The sequence below is a fragment of the uncultured Helicobacter sp. genome (assembly GCF_947367035.1).
Taxonomy (GTDB): domain Bacteria; phylum Campylobacterota; class Campylobacteria; order Campylobacterales; family Helicobacteraceae; genus Helicobacter_D.
This window is the reverse complement of the sequence record NZ_CANBCA010000005.1, coordinates 32527-47356: the sequence shown is the minus strand read 5'-3', so window position 1 is coordinate 47356 and position 14830 is coordinate 32527. Positions and strand designations below refer to the sequence as shown.

The 14830-nt window shown below is 36.3% G+C and carries 18 protein-coding genes; 7 read left to right on the top strand and 11 right to left on the bottom strand.

Going from position 1 to position 14830, the window contains the following annotated elements; all coding sequences use genetic code 11:
• Positions 1 to 2: 2 nt before the first annotated feature.
• Positions 3 to 803 (top strand): thiazole synthase, encoded by an 801-nt coding sequence (locus Q0Y61_RS02820; RefSeq protein ID WP_297811022.1) that lies wholly within the window; start codon positions 3 to 5, stop codon positions 801 to 803.
• 3 nt (positions 804 to 806) lie between these two features.
• Positions 807 to 1376: a manganese efflux pump gene (locus tag Q0Y61_RS02815; RefSeq protein WP_297811019.1), complete on the top strand. Its 570-nt coding sequence runs from the start codon at positions 807 to 809 to the stop codon at positions 1374 to 1376.
• A 73-nt stretch (positions 1377 to 1449) separates the two neighbouring features.
• Here Q0Y61_RS02815 and Q0Y61_RS02810 read toward each other — a convergent pair whose 3' ends face one another.
• Both Q0Y61_RS02810 and Q0Y61_RS02805 read right to left on the bottom strand, forming a co-directional pair.
• Positions 1450 to 2157 (bottom strand): hypothetical protein, encoded by a 708-nt coding sequence (locus Q0Y61_RS02810; protein WP_297811016.1) that lies wholly within the window; start codon positions 2155 to 2157, stop codon positions 1450 to 1452.
• Positions 2157 to 2468 (bottom strand): hypothetical protein, encoded by a 312-nt coding sequence (locus Q0Y61_RS02805; protein ID WP_297811013.1) that lies wholly within the window; start codon positions 2466 to 2468, stop codon positions 2157 to 2159. Before Q0Y61_RS02805 ends, Q0Y61_RS02810 begins: the two co-directional genes overlap by 1 nt.
• Positions 2469 to 2632: 164 nt before the next feature.
• On the opposite strand from Q0Y61_RS02805, the gene recO reads away from it, so the two are divergent.
• On the top strand, positions 2633 to 3244 hold the full coding sequence (recO, locus tag Q0Y61_RS02800) for a recombination protein RecO (RefSeq protein ID WP_297811011.1): 612 nt from the start codon (positions 2633 to 2635) through the stop codon (positions 3242 to 3244).
• 50 nt (positions 3245 to 3294) lie between these two features.
• A complete protein-coding gene (locus Q0Y61_RS02795) occupies positions 3295 to 3891 on the top strand; it encodes a thioredoxin family protein (protein ID WP_297811008.1) in 597 nt (198 codons plus the stop codon).
• Positions 3892 to 4023: 132 nt separating this feature from the next.
• Here Q0Y61_RS02795 and corA read toward each other — a convergent pair whose 3' ends face one another.
• From corA to Q0Y61_RS02755, 8 genes are all read right to left on the bottom strand, one after another.
• Entirely contained in the window at positions 4024 to 4980 is a 957-nt protein-coding gene (corA, locus tag Q0Y61_RS02790) for a magnesium/cobalt transporter CorA (protein WP_297811005.1), read from the bottom strand.
• A 79-nt stretch (positions 4981 to 5059) separates the two neighbouring features.
• On the bottom strand, positions 5060 to 6268 hold the full coding sequence (locus Q0Y61_RS02785; RefSeq protein WP_297811002.1) for a phosphoglycerate kinase: 1209 nt from the start codon (positions 6266 to 6268) through the stop codon (positions 5060 to 5062).
• A gap of 132 nt (positions 6269 to 6400) precedes the next feature.
• Positions 6401 to 7420, bottom strand: coding sequence for a HAMP domain-containing sensor histidine kinase (locus tag Q0Y61_RS02780; RefSeq protein ID WP_297810998.1), 1020 nt, complete (start codon positions 7418 to 7420; stop codon positions 6401 to 6403).
• Positions 7417 to 7743: a rod-binding protein gene (locus tag Q0Y61_RS02775; protein ID WP_297810994.1), complete on the bottom strand. Its 327-nt coding sequence runs from the start codon at positions 7741 to 7743 to the stop codon at positions 7417 to 7419. The genes Q0Y61_RS02780 and Q0Y61_RS02775 overlap by 4 nt, the downstream gene beginning before the upstream one ends.
• A 12-nt stretch (positions 7744 to 7755) precedes the next feature.
• Positions 7756 to 8841: a flagellar basal body P-ring protein FlgI gene (locus Q0Y61_RS02770; RefSeq protein WP_297810991.1), complete on the bottom strand. Its 1086-nt coding sequence runs from the start codon at positions 8839 to 8841 to the stop codon at positions 7756 to 7758.
• Positions 8842 to 9192: 351 nt separating this feature from the next.
• The gene (locus Q0Y61_RS02765) at positions 9193 to 9936 is read right to left on the bottom strand and encodes an amino acid ABC transporter ATP-binding protein (RefSeq protein WP_297810988.1); all 744 of its coding nucleotides are present in this window, start codon (positions 9934 to 9936) and stop codon (positions 9193 to 9195) included.
• 10 nt (positions 9937 to 9946) lie between these two features.
• Positions 9947 to 10600 carry an amino acid ABC transporter permease gene (locus tag Q0Y61_RS02760; protein ID WP_297810985.1) on the bottom strand — a complete coding sequence of 218 codons (654 nt, stop codon included), beginning with the start codon at positions 10598 to 10600 and terminating at the stop codon, positions 9947 to 9949.
• Between the two features lie 8 nt (positions 10601 to 10608).
• The gene (locus tag Q0Y61_RS02755; RefSeq protein ID WP_297811126.1) at positions 10609 to 11244 is read right to left on the bottom strand and encodes an amino acid ABC transporter permease; all 636 of its coding nucleotides are present in this window, start codon (positions 11242 to 11244) and stop codon (positions 10609 to 10611) included.
• Positions 11245 to 11413: 169 nt separating this feature from the next.
• Here Q0Y61_RS02755 and hemJ point away from each other — a divergent pair, with 169 nt between their 5' ends.
• From hemJ to ubiE, 3 genes are read left to right on the top strand one after another with little or no spacing between them, the layout of a single operon-like run.
• Entirely contained in the window at positions 11414 to 11842 is a 429-nt protein-coding gene (gene hemJ / locus Q0Y61_RS02750; RefSeq protein WP_297810982.1) for a protoporphyrinogen oxidase HemJ, read from the top strand.
• A 10-nt stretch (positions 11843 to 11852) separates the two neighbouring features.
• Positions 11853 to 13286: an argininosuccinate lyase gene (argH, locus tag Q0Y61_RS02745; protein ID WP_297810979.1), complete on the top strand. Its 1434-nt coding sequence runs from the start codon at positions 11853 to 11855 to the stop codon at positions 13284 to 13286.
• Complete coding sequence (gene ubiE, locus Q0Y61_RS02740) at positions 13276 to 13995, top strand: bifunctional demethylmenaquinone methyltransferase/2-methoxy-6-polyprenyl-1,4-benzoquinol methylase UbiE (RefSeq protein WP_297810977.1); 720 nt, start codon at positions 13276 to 13278, stop codon at positions 13993 to 13995. The genes argH and ubiE overlap by 11 nt, the downstream gene beginning before the upstream one ends.
• Positions 13996 to 14151: 156 nt before the next feature.
• Here the strand turns inward: ubiE and Q0Y61_RS02735 are convergent, their stop codons facing one another.
• Positions 14152 to 14778 (bottom strand): trimeric intracellular cation channel family protein, encoded by a 627-nt coding sequence (locus Q0Y61_RS02735; RefSeq protein ID WP_297810974.1) that lies wholly within the window; start codon positions 14776 to 14778, stop codon positions 14152 to 14154.
• Between the last annotated feature and the right edge of the window lie 52 nt (positions 14779 to 14830).

The window sequence follows — 14830 nt, the reverse complement described above, 5'->3', positions numbered from 1 at the left end:
TTATGCAAAACAACATTACAAATGAAACTTTAACAATAGGCAACAAAACTTTCAAAAGTCGGTTGATTGTAGGTAGTGGAAAATACAAGGATTTTCAAACAACTCTTGACGCAACCCTTGCTTCAGAAGCAGAAATAATAACCGTTGCGATTCGGCGTGTGAATATCACAAACCCCGATGAAGAGAATCTACTAGATTATTTCAAAGGGAGTGCGATTCAATTTCTACCAAATTCCGCTGGTTGTGTGAATGCAGAGGAAGCCATTACTCTCTTTCGCCTAACACGAGAAGCCACGGACATTGACTTTATTAAGCTAGAAATTATTGGCGACACACAAAAAACACTTTATCCCGATGTCTTAGAGACGCTCAAAGCTTGTGAAATTCTAGCAAAAGATGGCTTTTGCGTGCTTGCATATAGCAACGATGACCCGGTAATGGCAAAGCGACTAGAAAATGCTGGAGCAAGTGCGGTTATGCCTCTTGCAGCACCGATTGGTAGCGGACTTGGCATACAGAATCGCTACAATATTGCTTTTATCAAAGAAGCTATTAAAGTGCCACTTATCGTAGATGCAGGCGTGGGTTGCGCTTCTGATGCGGCAGTTGCTATGGAGATTGGCGCAGATGCGGTGCTAACAAACACTGCTATTGCTCAAGCACAAAACCCCATTCTAATGGCACAAGCTATGCGTGATGCAGTGCGAGCAGGTAGGGCAAGCTATCTAGCAGGTAGAATCCCCAAAAAACCTTATGCTACCGCAAGCTCTCCTGCAGAAGGATTAGTCAATTTCTCTTTATAAATTATGGAATATTTAGAAATTATCTTACTTGGAATCATTTTAGCAGTAGATGCGTCTATTGTAGCATTTTCTTATGGATTGTATGAAAAGTGGCACATACAAAACGGATTAAAAATTGCATTAGTAACCGCATTTTTCCAAGCACTTATGCCCATTTTTGGTTGGATTATGATAAAGTTTGCGAGTGATAGACTCTCGCAAATTGCCGATTCTTTTGACCATTGGATTACTTTTCTTGTCTTTTTAGTCTTAGGATTAAAAATCATTAAAGATTCCTATACAAACGAAGAGGAAGAATCCCCAAAAGTCCTTTCATTACGGATTTTACTCCTCATTGGAATCGCTACGAGCATAGACGCACTTGCTGCGGGTATGCTCATTTTTTCACAAAATGCACCTTTATTTTTAAGTGCTTCTTTGATTGGAGGTATTACCTTTTTATGTGTAATTCTTGCCTACTCTCTTAGTAAAACCCTTACCAAAATCCCTACACGCATTCTTGAAATCAGTGCGGGCTGTATTTTGATTGCATTAGGGCTTAAAGTATTAATAGAACACACTTTAATTGACTAAAGCATTTGAGTGTCAATCTGAAACCTTAGAACCTCTTCTACAAAGGTTTGTATTATAGAATCACTTGTGGAATCTATCTTATATAGATTCCATTGAAAGATTGCTTGTTGTGTAACTCTTGATTTTGCTTTTCTAATTGCTCTCTTTTATCTAAAATATCAAAAAAACTTTGTGTGGAATCAAAGTTGGAGGCAAGAGAGGTTAGAAGTTCGTCAGGCTTTTGATAGGAAATAGAAAAGTTACCTCCATATAAAAATGGGTCAGTAAAGGAGGGGTCGTCCTCAAATGAGATAACATAATCTCCCACTTTAAAAGAATTATCAATATTTCCGCTTTGATTATACAAATATCTTTGGGCTATTTGTAAAGAATCTTGAATCTTAACCTTACTAGATTCTGGAATCGCACCAAAGAATTTGGCTAATCTAAAGAAAGATTCTAAAAACATTTCTAAATCAAGATTTGCTCCTGCGTATTTACCGAGTAATCCGATGTCTTCTTTACTCCTATTAAACATTTCTTCTATATGTTCTTCTGCCTTAAAAGTGTCTCCTGTTAAGTGATATAGAAATGCTTGTGTCTGTTCCTTATTATTACCTTTTGGAGATTGCTTTAAGAAATTAAGCAGGTTTTGCTGCTCTTCCTCTCTGCTGGTTGCTTGACTCATATCAAACTCTTTAGCCTCTAATTTTGCTTTGTTTTTTATCTCCTCGTGGTAAATCGTTCCCACATAAGTGGGAGACCAATTTACATCTGTTATCCGCCTAGATTCAACAATCATTATCGCACCTTGTATCTGTTTAAAAGGCTTGAATCAAGATTCCGCATATAGGTGTAATTTCTTGTATCTATGGCAACGATATTTCTCTGTGTTTTGCGTGTTTGATGATTGTAAATTTCTTCAATCCCTGCTATTTCATTTGGCAACAGATTAAAATAAGGCGAATCACCATAATCAAAATTGACACGATAGTAAGTCGTTGTATAAATCTTTTGCCCAGAATTATTCGTGATGCCGTATTGTTTAATAAGACTTCCTTTCGTAAATTCCCCTACAACCTGCTTCATCTCCTCATCATTTAAGACTTTCACACCCTCACTTTGTTTGTTAAACTCTCCATTGGTTGCAAGAGCGATGAAATCTACTTCTGCAAAAAGAGTGCTTGAGATTCCAAAGCTTAAAAGGAATTTAAAAATTTTTAAAACTAAAAGAAACCTTTAAGATTATGCTACAATCCCGCTAAAAAAGGAAAATTTTGCAAGGCTATATTCTACACACTTTGCGTGTGCGTGAGGAAGATTTGCTCGTTAGAATCTTGACGCAAACCCAGTTGCACACCCTTTATAGATTCTATGGTGCGCGTCATAGTATCGTGCATTTAGGACACAAGATTGACTTTTCTATAGAACAAGACTTGCGTGAAATTGGCAAACTAAGAGAGCCAATCCATTTAGGTTTCATTTGGGAGCGGGACACGCAAAAACGCTATTTTTGGCAACAATACCTCAACCTCTTAAACACGCATTTAAGAGATATTTCAACCTTAGATTCCTTTTATTTTGAACATTTAGAGCAAGGGGCAAAACGATTAGAAAAAGAGAACCCCAAACGCGCAATTCTCAATTTATATGCCAAGCTCCTGCGCTTTGAAGGCAGAGGAAATACCTTGCAAACCTGTCTTATTTGCGAACAACCCTTACAAGATGAAATAATTTTAGGCAGAGGATTAATCTCTGGACACCCCTCTTGTATGCAAGGTGCAGTGTTTAATCAAGCGCATATTGCTCATTGGCTCTCTTTGCAAGGAGAGTTTTTAGAAGAAATAGAAGTAGATAATCTATGGAATCTTTTAATGCTGGGCATTTAAATGAAGTGTATATTTTGCTATAATGGCACAATTTATCAAGGATTTTATAAATGATGAAACAAGTTTATTTTTTAATGGGCGTGATATTAACTTGTCTCTTGAGTGCGTGCCAAGAAAAAATTGACGAAAACATTGTATCAAGTGGCACAAAAAATACCCAAGAGCAATTATTAGCTATGGAAAACATAGACCGCAATTCTTATGTGGAAGTTGCCGATGTTTTTAAAGAAACAAGCAAAATTACAAGCAATCATCTCCCCTTTTTATTGGTATTTTCAGCTAATGGTTGCGCATATTGTGATAGACTAAAAACCCTCATCAAAGAGAATTCTGATATTAAAGAGTTTTTGATAGCCAATTATGCACCCTATTATATCAATCTTAGCTATACCAAAACGCACGAAATCTCCTTTTTAAACCAAACTTTAAGCACTGCAGATTTAGCACAAAAGTATCATATCAAACCCACTCCTACGCTTGTTTTCTTAAGTGAAGAAGGTAAAGAATTATTTATCTATCCCGGATTTATGCCAAAGAATCGCTTTTTAGCAACCTTAAAATTTTTATCAAATCCAACATTAGCAGAAAAAGATTCCCAAACAATTGCCAAAGAATTACAACTTTATTTTCAAGAAAAAGGAGTGTGAGAAACAAGCTACATAAAAGATTCTTGGTATTACTTTGAATTGGATTGCCAATTTTTGGCACACACAAGCCACAAAGCCCCTTCATTTATACTATGCTTCTGTTCCAATAAGGATTCTAGGAGTCACATTGTGTTACATCCACTTTTTCTTTTTAAAGTAAAGAATAGGAAGAATAGTTGAGACAACCATCACACCCAATGCAACAGGATAAGCATAAGCCCATTGAAGCTCTGGCATATTTGTAAAGTTCATTCCATAAATCGTAGCAATTAAAGTCGGGGGCATCATCGCCACCGTAACCATTGTAAAAATTTTGATAATTTTATTTTGCTCAATATTAATTTGGTTTGAAAAAAGCGTTTGAATGTTATCCAAAATATTCATATTTACATTGGCAAACTCTACAAGCGAGTTGATGTCCTTTAAAATAATACCCAAATCCTTTTTCACTTCCATATCTGTTTTTTTCGTGCGCAGCAACGCTGCAATTGCAAGCCTTTTATCAAACAAACTATCACGCAAACTCAAGTGCATTTCTTGCAAGACAGAGAGATTTTCTAAAATCTCATCACCAAGTTTCTTATCAAATACAACAGAGCGGCGCAAAAGACGCGTTTGTTTTGCAATACTTTCTAGCATATCCGCATCTTTTTCTACACGTAATTCAAAAATTTTGGAAATTAAATCAAAGCCATCTTCAAAGTTTTTTGGACTTGCAAGCACACGTTGTTGGATTTCATCAAATACCTTAAACTCACTATATCGCACCGTGAAAAGAATATTATGTGTCAGCAAAAAAGTAATGGTTTCGTTATGTAAAAGATTCCCTTCGCTTGGACGCGTAAGAAAGTAAGTATTAATCGTTACCGTCTCACTATTCTCCCAATAGCGAGAGGATTCTTCAATCTCTTCACGTTCTTCTTTTGTTGGAATATCCAATAAATAAGTTTTAGAAATATAAGCAATTTCTTGTGCTGTGGGGTGCAATAAATCAATCCAAAGCACATCGGCATCTACTTGCACTGCTTCTACTGCTTGCACACTCTCTCTTACTACCATACCATTGCGTTTAATAAAAAGATTCAACATAATCTGCCTTTAATTTCAAAACTAAAGGAGATTGATAGATTCTCCTTTAGTGCTTTGTTTCGTAGGGGGTTCTCCCATTTTATACCCTCTCATCTAATACTTCAAATGCTGGCAATACTGCACCTTCAAGTAATTCCAAACTTGCACCACCACCAGTTGATGTGAAGCTCATACCATCTCTATTGCCTGCTTTATCCACCGCATCAGCAGTATCACCTCCACCAATTACACTATACGAGTAAGTATCTGCAATAGTATGTGAGATACTAAAAGTCCCGCGAGAAAATTTCTGATTCTCATAGACACCAAGTGGTCCATTCCAAATGATTGTTTCGCTATCCCGAATCACTTCGTTAAAGAGTTTCACCGTTGCAGGTCCAATATCTACCGCCATTAAACCCTCTTGAATGTCTTGTGCAGGGCTAATTTTTATATCCTTAGGCTCTTTTAAATCATCAGTTGCAACAACATCTACAGGCAAATAAATCTTCACGCCCTTCTCTTTTGCATTTCTTAAGATATTACGTGCTTCTTCTAGCAAATTTTCTTCAATCAAAGAGTTTTTCATATCATAGCCCACAGCTTCCAAAAAGGTATTACTCATCGCACCACCAATGATAATTTTATCCACCACATCTAAAATAGATTTTAAAAGCGTAAGCTTTGAAGAAACTTTTGAACCACCAACAATAAGCAATAATGGGCGTAGAGGATTAGAAAGCGCAATCGCAAAAGAATCAATTTCTTTTTTAAGTAGCAAACCGGCTACTTTTTCTTTTGCATAACTTGCAACTCCATAAGTAGAAGAATGCTTGCGGTGTGCTGTTCCAAAGGCATCATTCACATAAATATCACAAAGATTAGCAAGTTTTTGAGATAATACAGGGTCGTTTTTCTCTTCACCTTCATAGAATCGGATATTTTCTAGCAAGACAATGCTACCATCTATTAAAGTATTTAAAGTAACTTGCGCATTATCTAAATTATCTACAAATACAACATCTTTAGATAAAAGCCTCTCCAATCGTTTCAAAATATGCTTTAAAGAAAATTCATTACTCTTACCTTGTGGACGCCCTAAATGGCTGACTAAAATAATAGATTTTGCTCCATTATCTATACAATAATTAATCGTAGGAATTGCCTCTCTAATCCTTGTGTCATCACTAATGTTTAATTCACTATCCATTGGCACATTAAAATCTACACGAATTAAAACACGTTTGTCTTTAATATTAACTTCCCGAAGACTTTTTACATTTTGCATTTTTTGAATATTACCACTCATTCTTGCCCTTTTACTGATGTGATTAAAAATTCTAACTCAAAATGCCTTAATTCCTATTATATCTTATGGCAAAAGTAGCATAAAATTTATTTTTAATACAAAATGTGCAAAATTTACGCGTTTATGAAAAATTCAAAATTGTGGAATCGTGATTTCAAATCCTTTTCTTTCTTCTTTCATTAGAGAAATTTCTCCATTGTGGGCTTCTATGATTTGCAAGGAAAGTGCTAATCCTAAACCATTTCCTTTTAACTTCGTGCTTTTAAAAGGTTCAAAAAGAATTTCTGGATTTTCAATCGGCTTTCCATTATCATAAATTTTAAAAATTGCATTTTTAGAATCCCTAGTGCAATAAATCTCTACGATTCCTTTTTCTTCCTCGCTCTCTTCTATCGCATCAATTGCATTAAACAAGAAATTTTGCAATACAATGCAGAGTAAATCAAAATCTGCCTCTAAAGAATCGCATTCAAATTGGAATATAAAATGGATATTTTTAGAATAAGTATAATAGTTTAATGATTCATTAAGCTCCTCTTCAAGATTTTGGGGATTAATTTGGACTTTACTACAATGTACCCCTTTAGAAAAAAGTAAAGTTGCTTTGACAATACGTTCTACTCTCCAAATAGATTTTTTAATTTCTAGCACAAGTGTCTTATTTTTAATATCTACACGATTTGCAAGCGTAGAAGCAAGTAAAGCAACCGAACCCACAGGATTCCTTATCTCGTGAGCTAAATGTGCGGAAATCTGTCCCATTGAAGCAAGTCTTTCACGCCGCTTTTCACTTGTAATATCTGTCGCAGAAATAATGAGTTTATTTAATTTTTGATTGGTTTGCACCAAATAAACTTTTGTTTCGCCAGAAGTCTCTGACTCAATCTCCTGCCGATTGTTTTGTGATAAATGGAGTTTTTCTAATAATTCCGGAATCTCACTAGCAAGGCTATTTTGATAAAAAATCTCCCCACCCTGCTCTAACACCCAAACTGCAGTTGGTAAAATATCCAACACTTCTTCAAAAAGCGCCTTTAACTCCACAAACTCTTTTTCCACTTCATAAGTCTGTGTAATTAACTCTTTTAATCCCCTTGCAAAAGATTCTTTATCGCTACTACTTAGAGACTCTAGCAAGTTTTGGTCTATCACATTTCACCTTTAAAACCTTGTTTGCCTTGCAAGTCTTTCAAATAATCATAAAGCAAATCACTAAAGCCAAAACCACCACTTAAACTATCCGCCAAAGTATCACGATACATAGATTCATAAATGTCGTGTCCGGGAGCTTTTGGGAAAAGAGATTCGTCCATTTTTAATGCTGTATCTAACATATTTTTGATAATCAGTGCTTCAAAAGCATCCGTTTGCTCTCGTAATCTTGAATCATCATCAGTTTTTATAATCTCTGGTGTGGGCTTGATTGCGTCTAATAATTCCTTAGAATACCCACCTATTCCATTAAAATCAACCATTTTGCATTCTCCTTAAATAATCTCTAAATCTGCATTAAATGCGCCTGCTTTTTTCATTGTTTCTAAAATCGCAATGACATCTTTAGGTGTTGCTCCCATACGCTGCAAAGCACGCGTTACACTTGAAATTGTTGGGTTGTTTGCGCTTGTTACCATTGCGCCTTGTGCGCTAAAGGTCGCTCCATTACCCATATCCACAGCCTCTGGGTCTTTGTTTGGCTCATTGCTCACCTTAATCGTAATGTTATTGTGTGTTACAACCACAGGAGAAACTTCTACACCCATACCAGCAATAATCGTTCCAGTTCTTTCATTAATAATAATTTTATCTTCTTTAATCGCATCAACTTCAATATCTTGCACACGAGCCAAAAACTCTACCATACTCATTTCTTGTGGGCGTTGTAATTTAATCGTGCGAGGATCTACGGCGGTTGCAATAGGTGTTGTTGGAGATTCTTGCGTATTTTGTGAATTAGGAAAAGCCGCATTAATACGTGCTTGAATACGTACAGCATTTTGGAAATTAGATTCTTTTAAGCTCAAAGTTGCATTTAATTTATTATAAAGATCATAACTGACTTCACGCTCCACCGTTGCACCATTTGGTAACATCCCTGCTAAAGGGTGGTTTGCGCTACCTCCTCGCTCACTTTTACCGCCAATGCCTACTGCACCTTGTGCCACAGCATAGATTCTACCATCTAAACCACTCAATGGTGTTAGCAAAAGAGTTCCTCCCTCTAGCGACTTCGCATCTCCAATACTTGAAACCACAATATCAATTTTATCGCCCTGTCTTGCAAAGGCTGGTAATTTTGCAGTAACCATTACCGCAGCTGCATTCTTAGAACTTATATCATTAGCATCCACTTTGACATTGACGCTTTCTAACATATTTGAAATAGATTGCATTGTAAAAGTTGAAGTTGTTTTATCTCCTGTCCCATTTAACCCCACGACCAAACCATAACCGATTAATTGGTTATCACGCACACCAACTACATTGACTAAATCACCCACTTTCGCACCAAAAGATGGAATAATAAAGAACGCTAAGATTAATAAAATTGTTGGAATCTTGTAAAGTTGTCTCATTGCTTGAATATCCTTTTCTAGCTTACTCTACAAAAAGGTAAAGCAAGTTTTGTTCCAAATTGCTTTAGCAGATTATTGAATTTTCAACTTTAAAAACTAAAAAGATTTAAATTTTAAAAAACCAAAGAATCCTGTAATCCATACAGGATTCAAACGCTTAAGTTATTTTGTCGCTCCACTGCGGTGGGAAGGGTGTTGATAATCATTACCTTTGCAACCATTCATTATAAATATTACACCTAAAATCCCCAATATAACTAAAACTTTTTTCATTTGCTCTCCTTAATTAAAATCTTAAAATTATACAAACTTTTTCGCAAATTATTACTAATTTTTATGTAATTTAAAAGACTAAAACTCAAAAACACTTAAAAATCTCTTAGCCCGCTCACTTGCAGGATTTCTAAAAAACTCTTGCGGAGTTGCGATTTCAGCTATTTTTCCCTTGTCAAAAAACACAATTCTATCTGCTACATTTTGAGCAAACTTCATTTCGTGAGTTACAAGCAGCATTGTCATTCCTTCACTTGCTAGCTCTTTAATCACATCTAGCACTTCTTTAACCATTTCAGGGTCTAACGAAGCAGTAACCTCATCAAAAAGCATTATCTCTGGATTCATACAAAGAGCACGCACGATAGCTACGCGTTGTTTTTGCCCACCACTTAAGCTTTTTGGGTATTCATCTTTTTTTTGCTCTAAACCTACCCTCCTTAATAGCTTAAGAGCCTCTGTAACAACTTCATCTTTTTTACGATTTTCTACTTTCATCGGGGCTAAAATAATATTTTCCAATACACTCAAATGTGGAAAAAGCTCGTAATTTTGAAACACCATACCAATCTTTTGACGCACCTTTTTCCACTGCACTTTTGCATTTTCTCCCACAATTTGTGCTTCTTTAAAAAAAATCTTACCCCCTTGAGTGGATTCTAGCCCATTAATGCAACGCAAAAATGTGCTTTTGCCACAACCACTTGGTCCCAAAATAGCGCAAACTTCTCCCTTTTTGATTTCCAAGCTCACAGAATCTAGCACCAAATTGTCCCCATATTTTTTTGTGATATTTTCTAATCTTAAAAGAACAGGATTCATCGCCTTAACCTTATATTAATTTTTTCTCTAAACTTCTGCTCCACAACGAAAGAGGATAACACAAAGCAAAATATATCATAAAGATTCCGCCATAGACCCAAAAGCTAGCGGTTGGATAAGCAAGAAGATTCACTTCAATGATTTGCTGTCCGACTTTTAGCATATCACTTACGCCAATGAGTGCCGCTAGAGAGGTTGTTTTTATCATTCTAGTAAAGAGATTAACTAGGCTTGGCAAAAGCCGCTTAAAACCTTGCGGAAAGATAATATAATACTGCACTGCAAATTCGCTTAAACCCAAAGCCCTCGCACTCTCACTTTGGTGTAGAGGCAAACTTGAGATTGCTCCGCGCACTAAATCCCCCATTTCTGCGATTCCCCAAAGGCTAAATACCAAAATACACGCGACGATTCCGCTTAGATTCAAAAAGCTAGAAAAGCCAAAATAAACAATAAACAACCAAGCTAAAATCGGAATAATGCGGATAGATTCCAAATACAATCGGCAAACACCGCGTAAAATCCTAGATTGCAAAGTCATCAAATACCCCAAAATAAAGCCAAAAATACAAGAAAATAGAATCGCAAGGAGTGCAATTTGAAGCGTTACTAAAACACCTTGTGCGATTCTTAAAATGTTTTGAGGTAAAAAAAGCAATTCCATAAGAATCTCTAAACAAACCGCTTATAATGACGTTCTAAGAGTGAAAAAACAATGGATAGAGGTAATAACACAACTAAATAACAAAGCACAAGAAGCAACAAAGTCTCACTTGTTTTATAATAACTCCCAATCAAATCTTTGGTTACATACAACACATCTGCAAGCGCAATCGCACTAACTACCGAAGTCTCTTTAAGTAAAAAAATCGCATTTGCAGCAATGTAGGGCAAACTCACCATCAGACTTTGTGGCAGCACTACAAAAGCGACAAGTTGCATTTCACTAAGCCCCAAACTGCGTCCAGATTCTAGCTGAATCTTGCCCACAGATTCTAGCCCTGCACGAAAAGATTCCGCCATATAGCTCCCACCCAAAAACACAACGCCTATAAGAGCACAGATATATCCACTAAGTTTAAATCCAATTTGTGTCAATCCATAATATAGAAAAAAAAGTTGAATTAGTAAAGGCGTATTACGCGAAAGCTCAATGTAAGCTTGTGTAATGGTGGTTAAAAAGCGTAATTTATAATATTGCACCAAAGCAATTAAGAATCCCAAAAGAATAGAAAATAAAATGCCAAAAAACGATAAATGCAAGGTAAGCCATAAAGCTTTAGCAAAAATTCGAATCGCATTTTTCATAAAAACAAAATCAAGATTTAAAAATAACTCGTGCAAATAAAATCCTCTATAAATTTTTAAATCAATGGCAATTTGTGGTAGATTATACAAAAAACATCATTAATTTTTCGCTTGACTTTAAGTCTGTTTTGCTACAATTTTGACTTTTAGTTCAAAAAGGGAGCAATCTATGACCTATTTATATGTAAAGATTTTTCATATTGTAGCGTTTGTATCGTGGATGGCGATGCTATTTTATCTACCTAGACTTTATGTCTATCACGCGGAGCATTTAAATAACGCGGGGTTTGTAGAAGTAGTTAAGATTCAAGAAGAAAAGCTCTTTAACTTTATCGGTTATCCCGCACTTCTTTGCACACTGATTTCTGGCGTGTGGTTACTCCTCTTAGAGCCAACTTGGCTAAGTGGGGGTTGGATGCACGCTAAGATTCTAATTATCGTGCTTTTAATTGCTTATCATTATAGTTTATATCGCTTTTTAGTTGCTTTTAGAGAAAACCGCTGTTTTAAAAGTGGCAAATTTTTCCGTGCCTATAATGAAGTGCCGACACTTGCTATTATTTTTATTACCATTTTAGTAATCCTTAAACCTTTTTAAAGGCAAAAAAATGGAAAACAAAAAACTTTGGGGTGGGCGATTTAGCGTCCGTGCAGCAGAAATTTTAGATGCATTTAATGCCTCTTTACCCTTTGATAAAAAACTCTATAAACAAGATATTTTAGGCTCACAAACACACGCCAAAATGTTAGCAAATTGTGGAATCCTAAGCAAAAAGGAAGTAACAGAAATTTGCAAAGGCTTAGAGCAAATCAGAGAAGAAATAGAGCAAGGAGCTTTTGAATTTGTGCTTAGTGATGAAGACATTCATATGGCGATTGAAAAGCGACTGACACAAATCATCGGGGAGGTGGGCAAGAAACTCCACACTGCACGCAGTCGCAATGACCAAGTTGCATTAGATTTTAGACTCTTTGTGCTAGAATCTAACCGCACGATTATGTCTCTTCTTTTGGACTTAATTGCAACCTTATTAGAAATCGCTAAATCCCACACACAAACTATTCTACCAGGTATGACACATTTACAACACGCTCAACCCATAAATTTTGGCTTTTTAATGTGTGCATATATGAGTATGTTTGTCCGAGATTTTGAGCGATTAGAATCCTCTTATAAACGCAACAACTTCTGTCCTCTAGGAGCAGCAGCACTTGCTGGCACACCTTATCTTACCAATAGATTCTTTAGCGCAAAGGCTTTAGGGTTTAGCGCACCTACCTTAAACGCCACAGATTCTGTCAGTGATAGAGATTTTGCGCTAGATTTTCTTTATGATTGCTCTATGATTGCTATGCACATTTCAAGACTTGCAGAGGAACTTGTGCTATGGAGCAGTTATGAGTTTAGATTCATCACTCTAAGTGATGCGTATTCTACGGGAAGCTCCATAATGCCACAAAAAAAGAATCCCGATGTCCCAGAACTTCTACGCGGTAAAAGCGGACGTATCTATGGCAATCTTCTTTCACTTTTAGTCGTGATGAAAGGCTTGCCACTAGCTTATAATAAAGATACGCAAGAAGATAAGGAGGGAGTTTTTGATAGTTTTGAGACTTTAGATATTTCCTTAAGAATCTTAAAAGAAACTCTAAAAACAATGACAATCAATACAGACTCTATGCTAAAAGCTTGTAAAAATGGACATTTAAGCGCAACAGATTTAGCAGATTTCCTTGTGCAAACTTGTGGGATTCCATTCCGTGAAGCGCACCATATCACGGGTAAAGCAGTCGCTTATGCCGAATCTCTTGGCAAAGATTTAAGTGAATTAAGTGTAGAGGAATTATGCAGTGTGGATTCTAGCATTCCACCAAATGCGCACAAAAGCTTAGATTTAATGGCTTCTATGAATAGTAGAAACTCTTATGGCGGCACTTCTACAAAAGCAACTTTAACACAAATTGAAAGCTTGGAGGCTTGGCTACAACTCGCCCAAAAAGATTTACAAAATTTAGCTAACAAGGAATCTTATGCAAAATAAACAGCAAGAAATCATTGCAATGTTTGATGATATAGCAGGAAGCTATGATTTAGCAAACCGCGTGATGAGTTGTGGGATAGACATTGCTTGGAGACAAAAAGCCTGCAAACTTGCTTTTAAAAACTTACCACTAGAATCCTTATCTTCGCTTCATATTGCTGATGTCGCGTGCGGGACAGGTGATATGATAAGTCATTGGGACAAAAATGCCAAAGAAGAAAATGTGCAAATCCAAAGTATCATAGGACTTGACCCAAGCGAGGGAATGCTAAGTGTCGCACGCAAAAAACTTCCCAATGTAGAATTTGTGCAATGCGAAGCAATAGAACTTCCGTTAAAGAGTGCAAGCAAAGACATTGTGAGTATTGCCTATGGAATCCGAAATGTCGTAGAGAGAAAACGCGCCTTAGCGGAATTTGCAAGAGTGGTTAAAAAAAATGGAATCTTGGTAATTTTAGAATTTACTAAATGCGAAAACCCAACACTTTTAGAAAGACTTATGGGAATTTACACGAAAAATATCTTGCCATACATTGGTGGAATTGTCTCTAAAAATTATCGTGCTTATCGTTATTTACCTGATTCCATTGAAGAATTTTTAACTGCAGAAAAACTAAACACGGAATTACAAGAAGTAGGCTTTGCCCCAATTTATACAAAAGCATTTTCTGCAAATGTTTGCACTCTGTTTATTGCAAAAAAACTTTAATTCGTAGTAATTTGTAGCCTTTATTGATGTTGGCGATTCTGTATATAAATTGTTTCATTGCACTTCGTGTGCCTCAATGACGCGAAGCCAACTTGTCATTGTGAGAAAATCTTTAGATTTTCGTGGCAATCCATAACCCGCTCTTGACTTCAGCTATTACTTAGGATTATATTTAAATGTAGGCAAACCTAAATGATAACGAATTGCAATCAGGCGTGCGATAAATCCGATAGATAAACAAGCAATAATTATCAAATTTTGATGGATTGCAAAATATTTTGTGCTAACAAATTCACAAATGACATATAAGCTACCAACAAGCAAAGAAATACTAGCATAAAGCTCTTTTTGAAACACAAGCGGAATCCTTGCACAAAAAATGTCCCGCAAGATTCCACCAAACACACCAGTAATGACTGCACCTGTTACTGCCATTGCTCCACTTGGGTGTAAATCAATCCCAACACGTGCGCCAATCACACTAAAAACGGCAAGACCCATAGCATCTAATACCAAAAAGGCACGTTCAAATCTAGCGACAAAATAAGGGATTCTTGTGGTTAAAATTGCCGCAAAACACACAATAAGCAAATATTCTGGGTGAGCGACCCAAGTCAGCGGATAATGCCCAAAAAGCACATCACGGATAGAGCCTCCACCAATTGCCGTTACACAAGCAATAAAAACCACTCCAAACCAATCCATATTATGTCTTCCAGCCGCTAATGCCCCACTCATTCCCTCTGCGGTAATCCCTACAATATACAAACTTGTCAAAAGCATTTTTATCCTAAAATAGAGATTTTATTCATTTTGCATTATAACTAAAATTCAA

Coding starts and splice junctions, on each gene's coding strand:
- Q0Y61_RS02770 (WP_297810991.1), bottom strand. CDS start 8,841: ATGAGACAACTTTACAAGATTCCAACAATTTTATTAATCTTAGCGTTC.
- Q0Y61_RS02815 (WP_297811019.1), top strand. CDS start 807: ATGGAATATTTAGAAATTATCTTACTTGGAATCATTTTAGCAGTAGAT.
- Q0Y61_RS02775 (WP_297810994.1), bottom strand. CDS start 7,743: ATGGTTGATTTTAATGGAATAGGTGGGTATTCTAAGGAATTATTAGAC.
- Q0Y61_RS02735 (WP_297810974.1), bottom strand. CDS start 14,778: ATGCTTTTGACAAGTTTGTATATTGTAGGGATTACCGCAGAGGGAATG.
- Q0Y61_RS02810 (WP_297811016.1), bottom strand. CDS start 2,157: ATGATTGTTGAATCTAGGCGGATAACAGATGTAAATTGGTCTCCCACT.
- Q0Y61_RS02820 (WP_297811022.1), top strand. CDS start 3: ATGCAAAACAACATTACAAATGAAACTTTAACAATAGGCAACAAAACT.
- corA (WP_297811005.1), bottom strand. CDS start 4,980: ATGTTGAATCTTTTTATTAAACGCAATGGTATGGTAGTAAGAGAGAGT.
- ubiE (WP_297810977.1), top strand. CDS start 13,276: ATGCAAAATAAACAGCAAGAAATCATTGCAATGTTTGATGATATAGCA.
- argH (WP_297810979.1), top strand. CDS start 11,853: ATGGAAAACAAAAAACTTTGGGGTGGGCGATTTAGCGTCCGTGCAGCA.
- Q0Y61_RS02765 (WP_297810988.1), bottom strand. CDS start 9,936: ATGAATCCTGTTCTTTTAAGATTAGAAAATATCACAAAAAAATATGGG.
- Q0Y61_RS02795 (WP_297811008.1), top strand. CDS start 3,295: ATGATGAAACAAGTTTATTTTTTAATGGGCGTGATATTAACTTGTCTC.
- Q0Y61_RS02785 (WP_297811002.1), bottom strand. CDS start 6,268: ATGAGTGGTAATATTCAAAAAATGCAAAATGTAAAAAGTCTTCGGGAA.
- Q0Y61_RS02760 (WP_297810985.1), bottom strand. CDS start 10,600: ATGGAATTGCTTTTTTTACCTCAAAACATTTTAAGAATCGCACAAGGT.
- Q0Y61_RS02755 (WP_297811126.1), bottom strand. CDS start 11,244: ATGAAAAATGCGATTCGAATTTTTGCTAAAGCTTTATGGCTTACCTTG.
- hemJ (WP_297810982.1), top strand. CDS start 11,414: ATGACCTATTTATATGTAAAGATTTTTCATATTGTAGCGTTTGTATCG.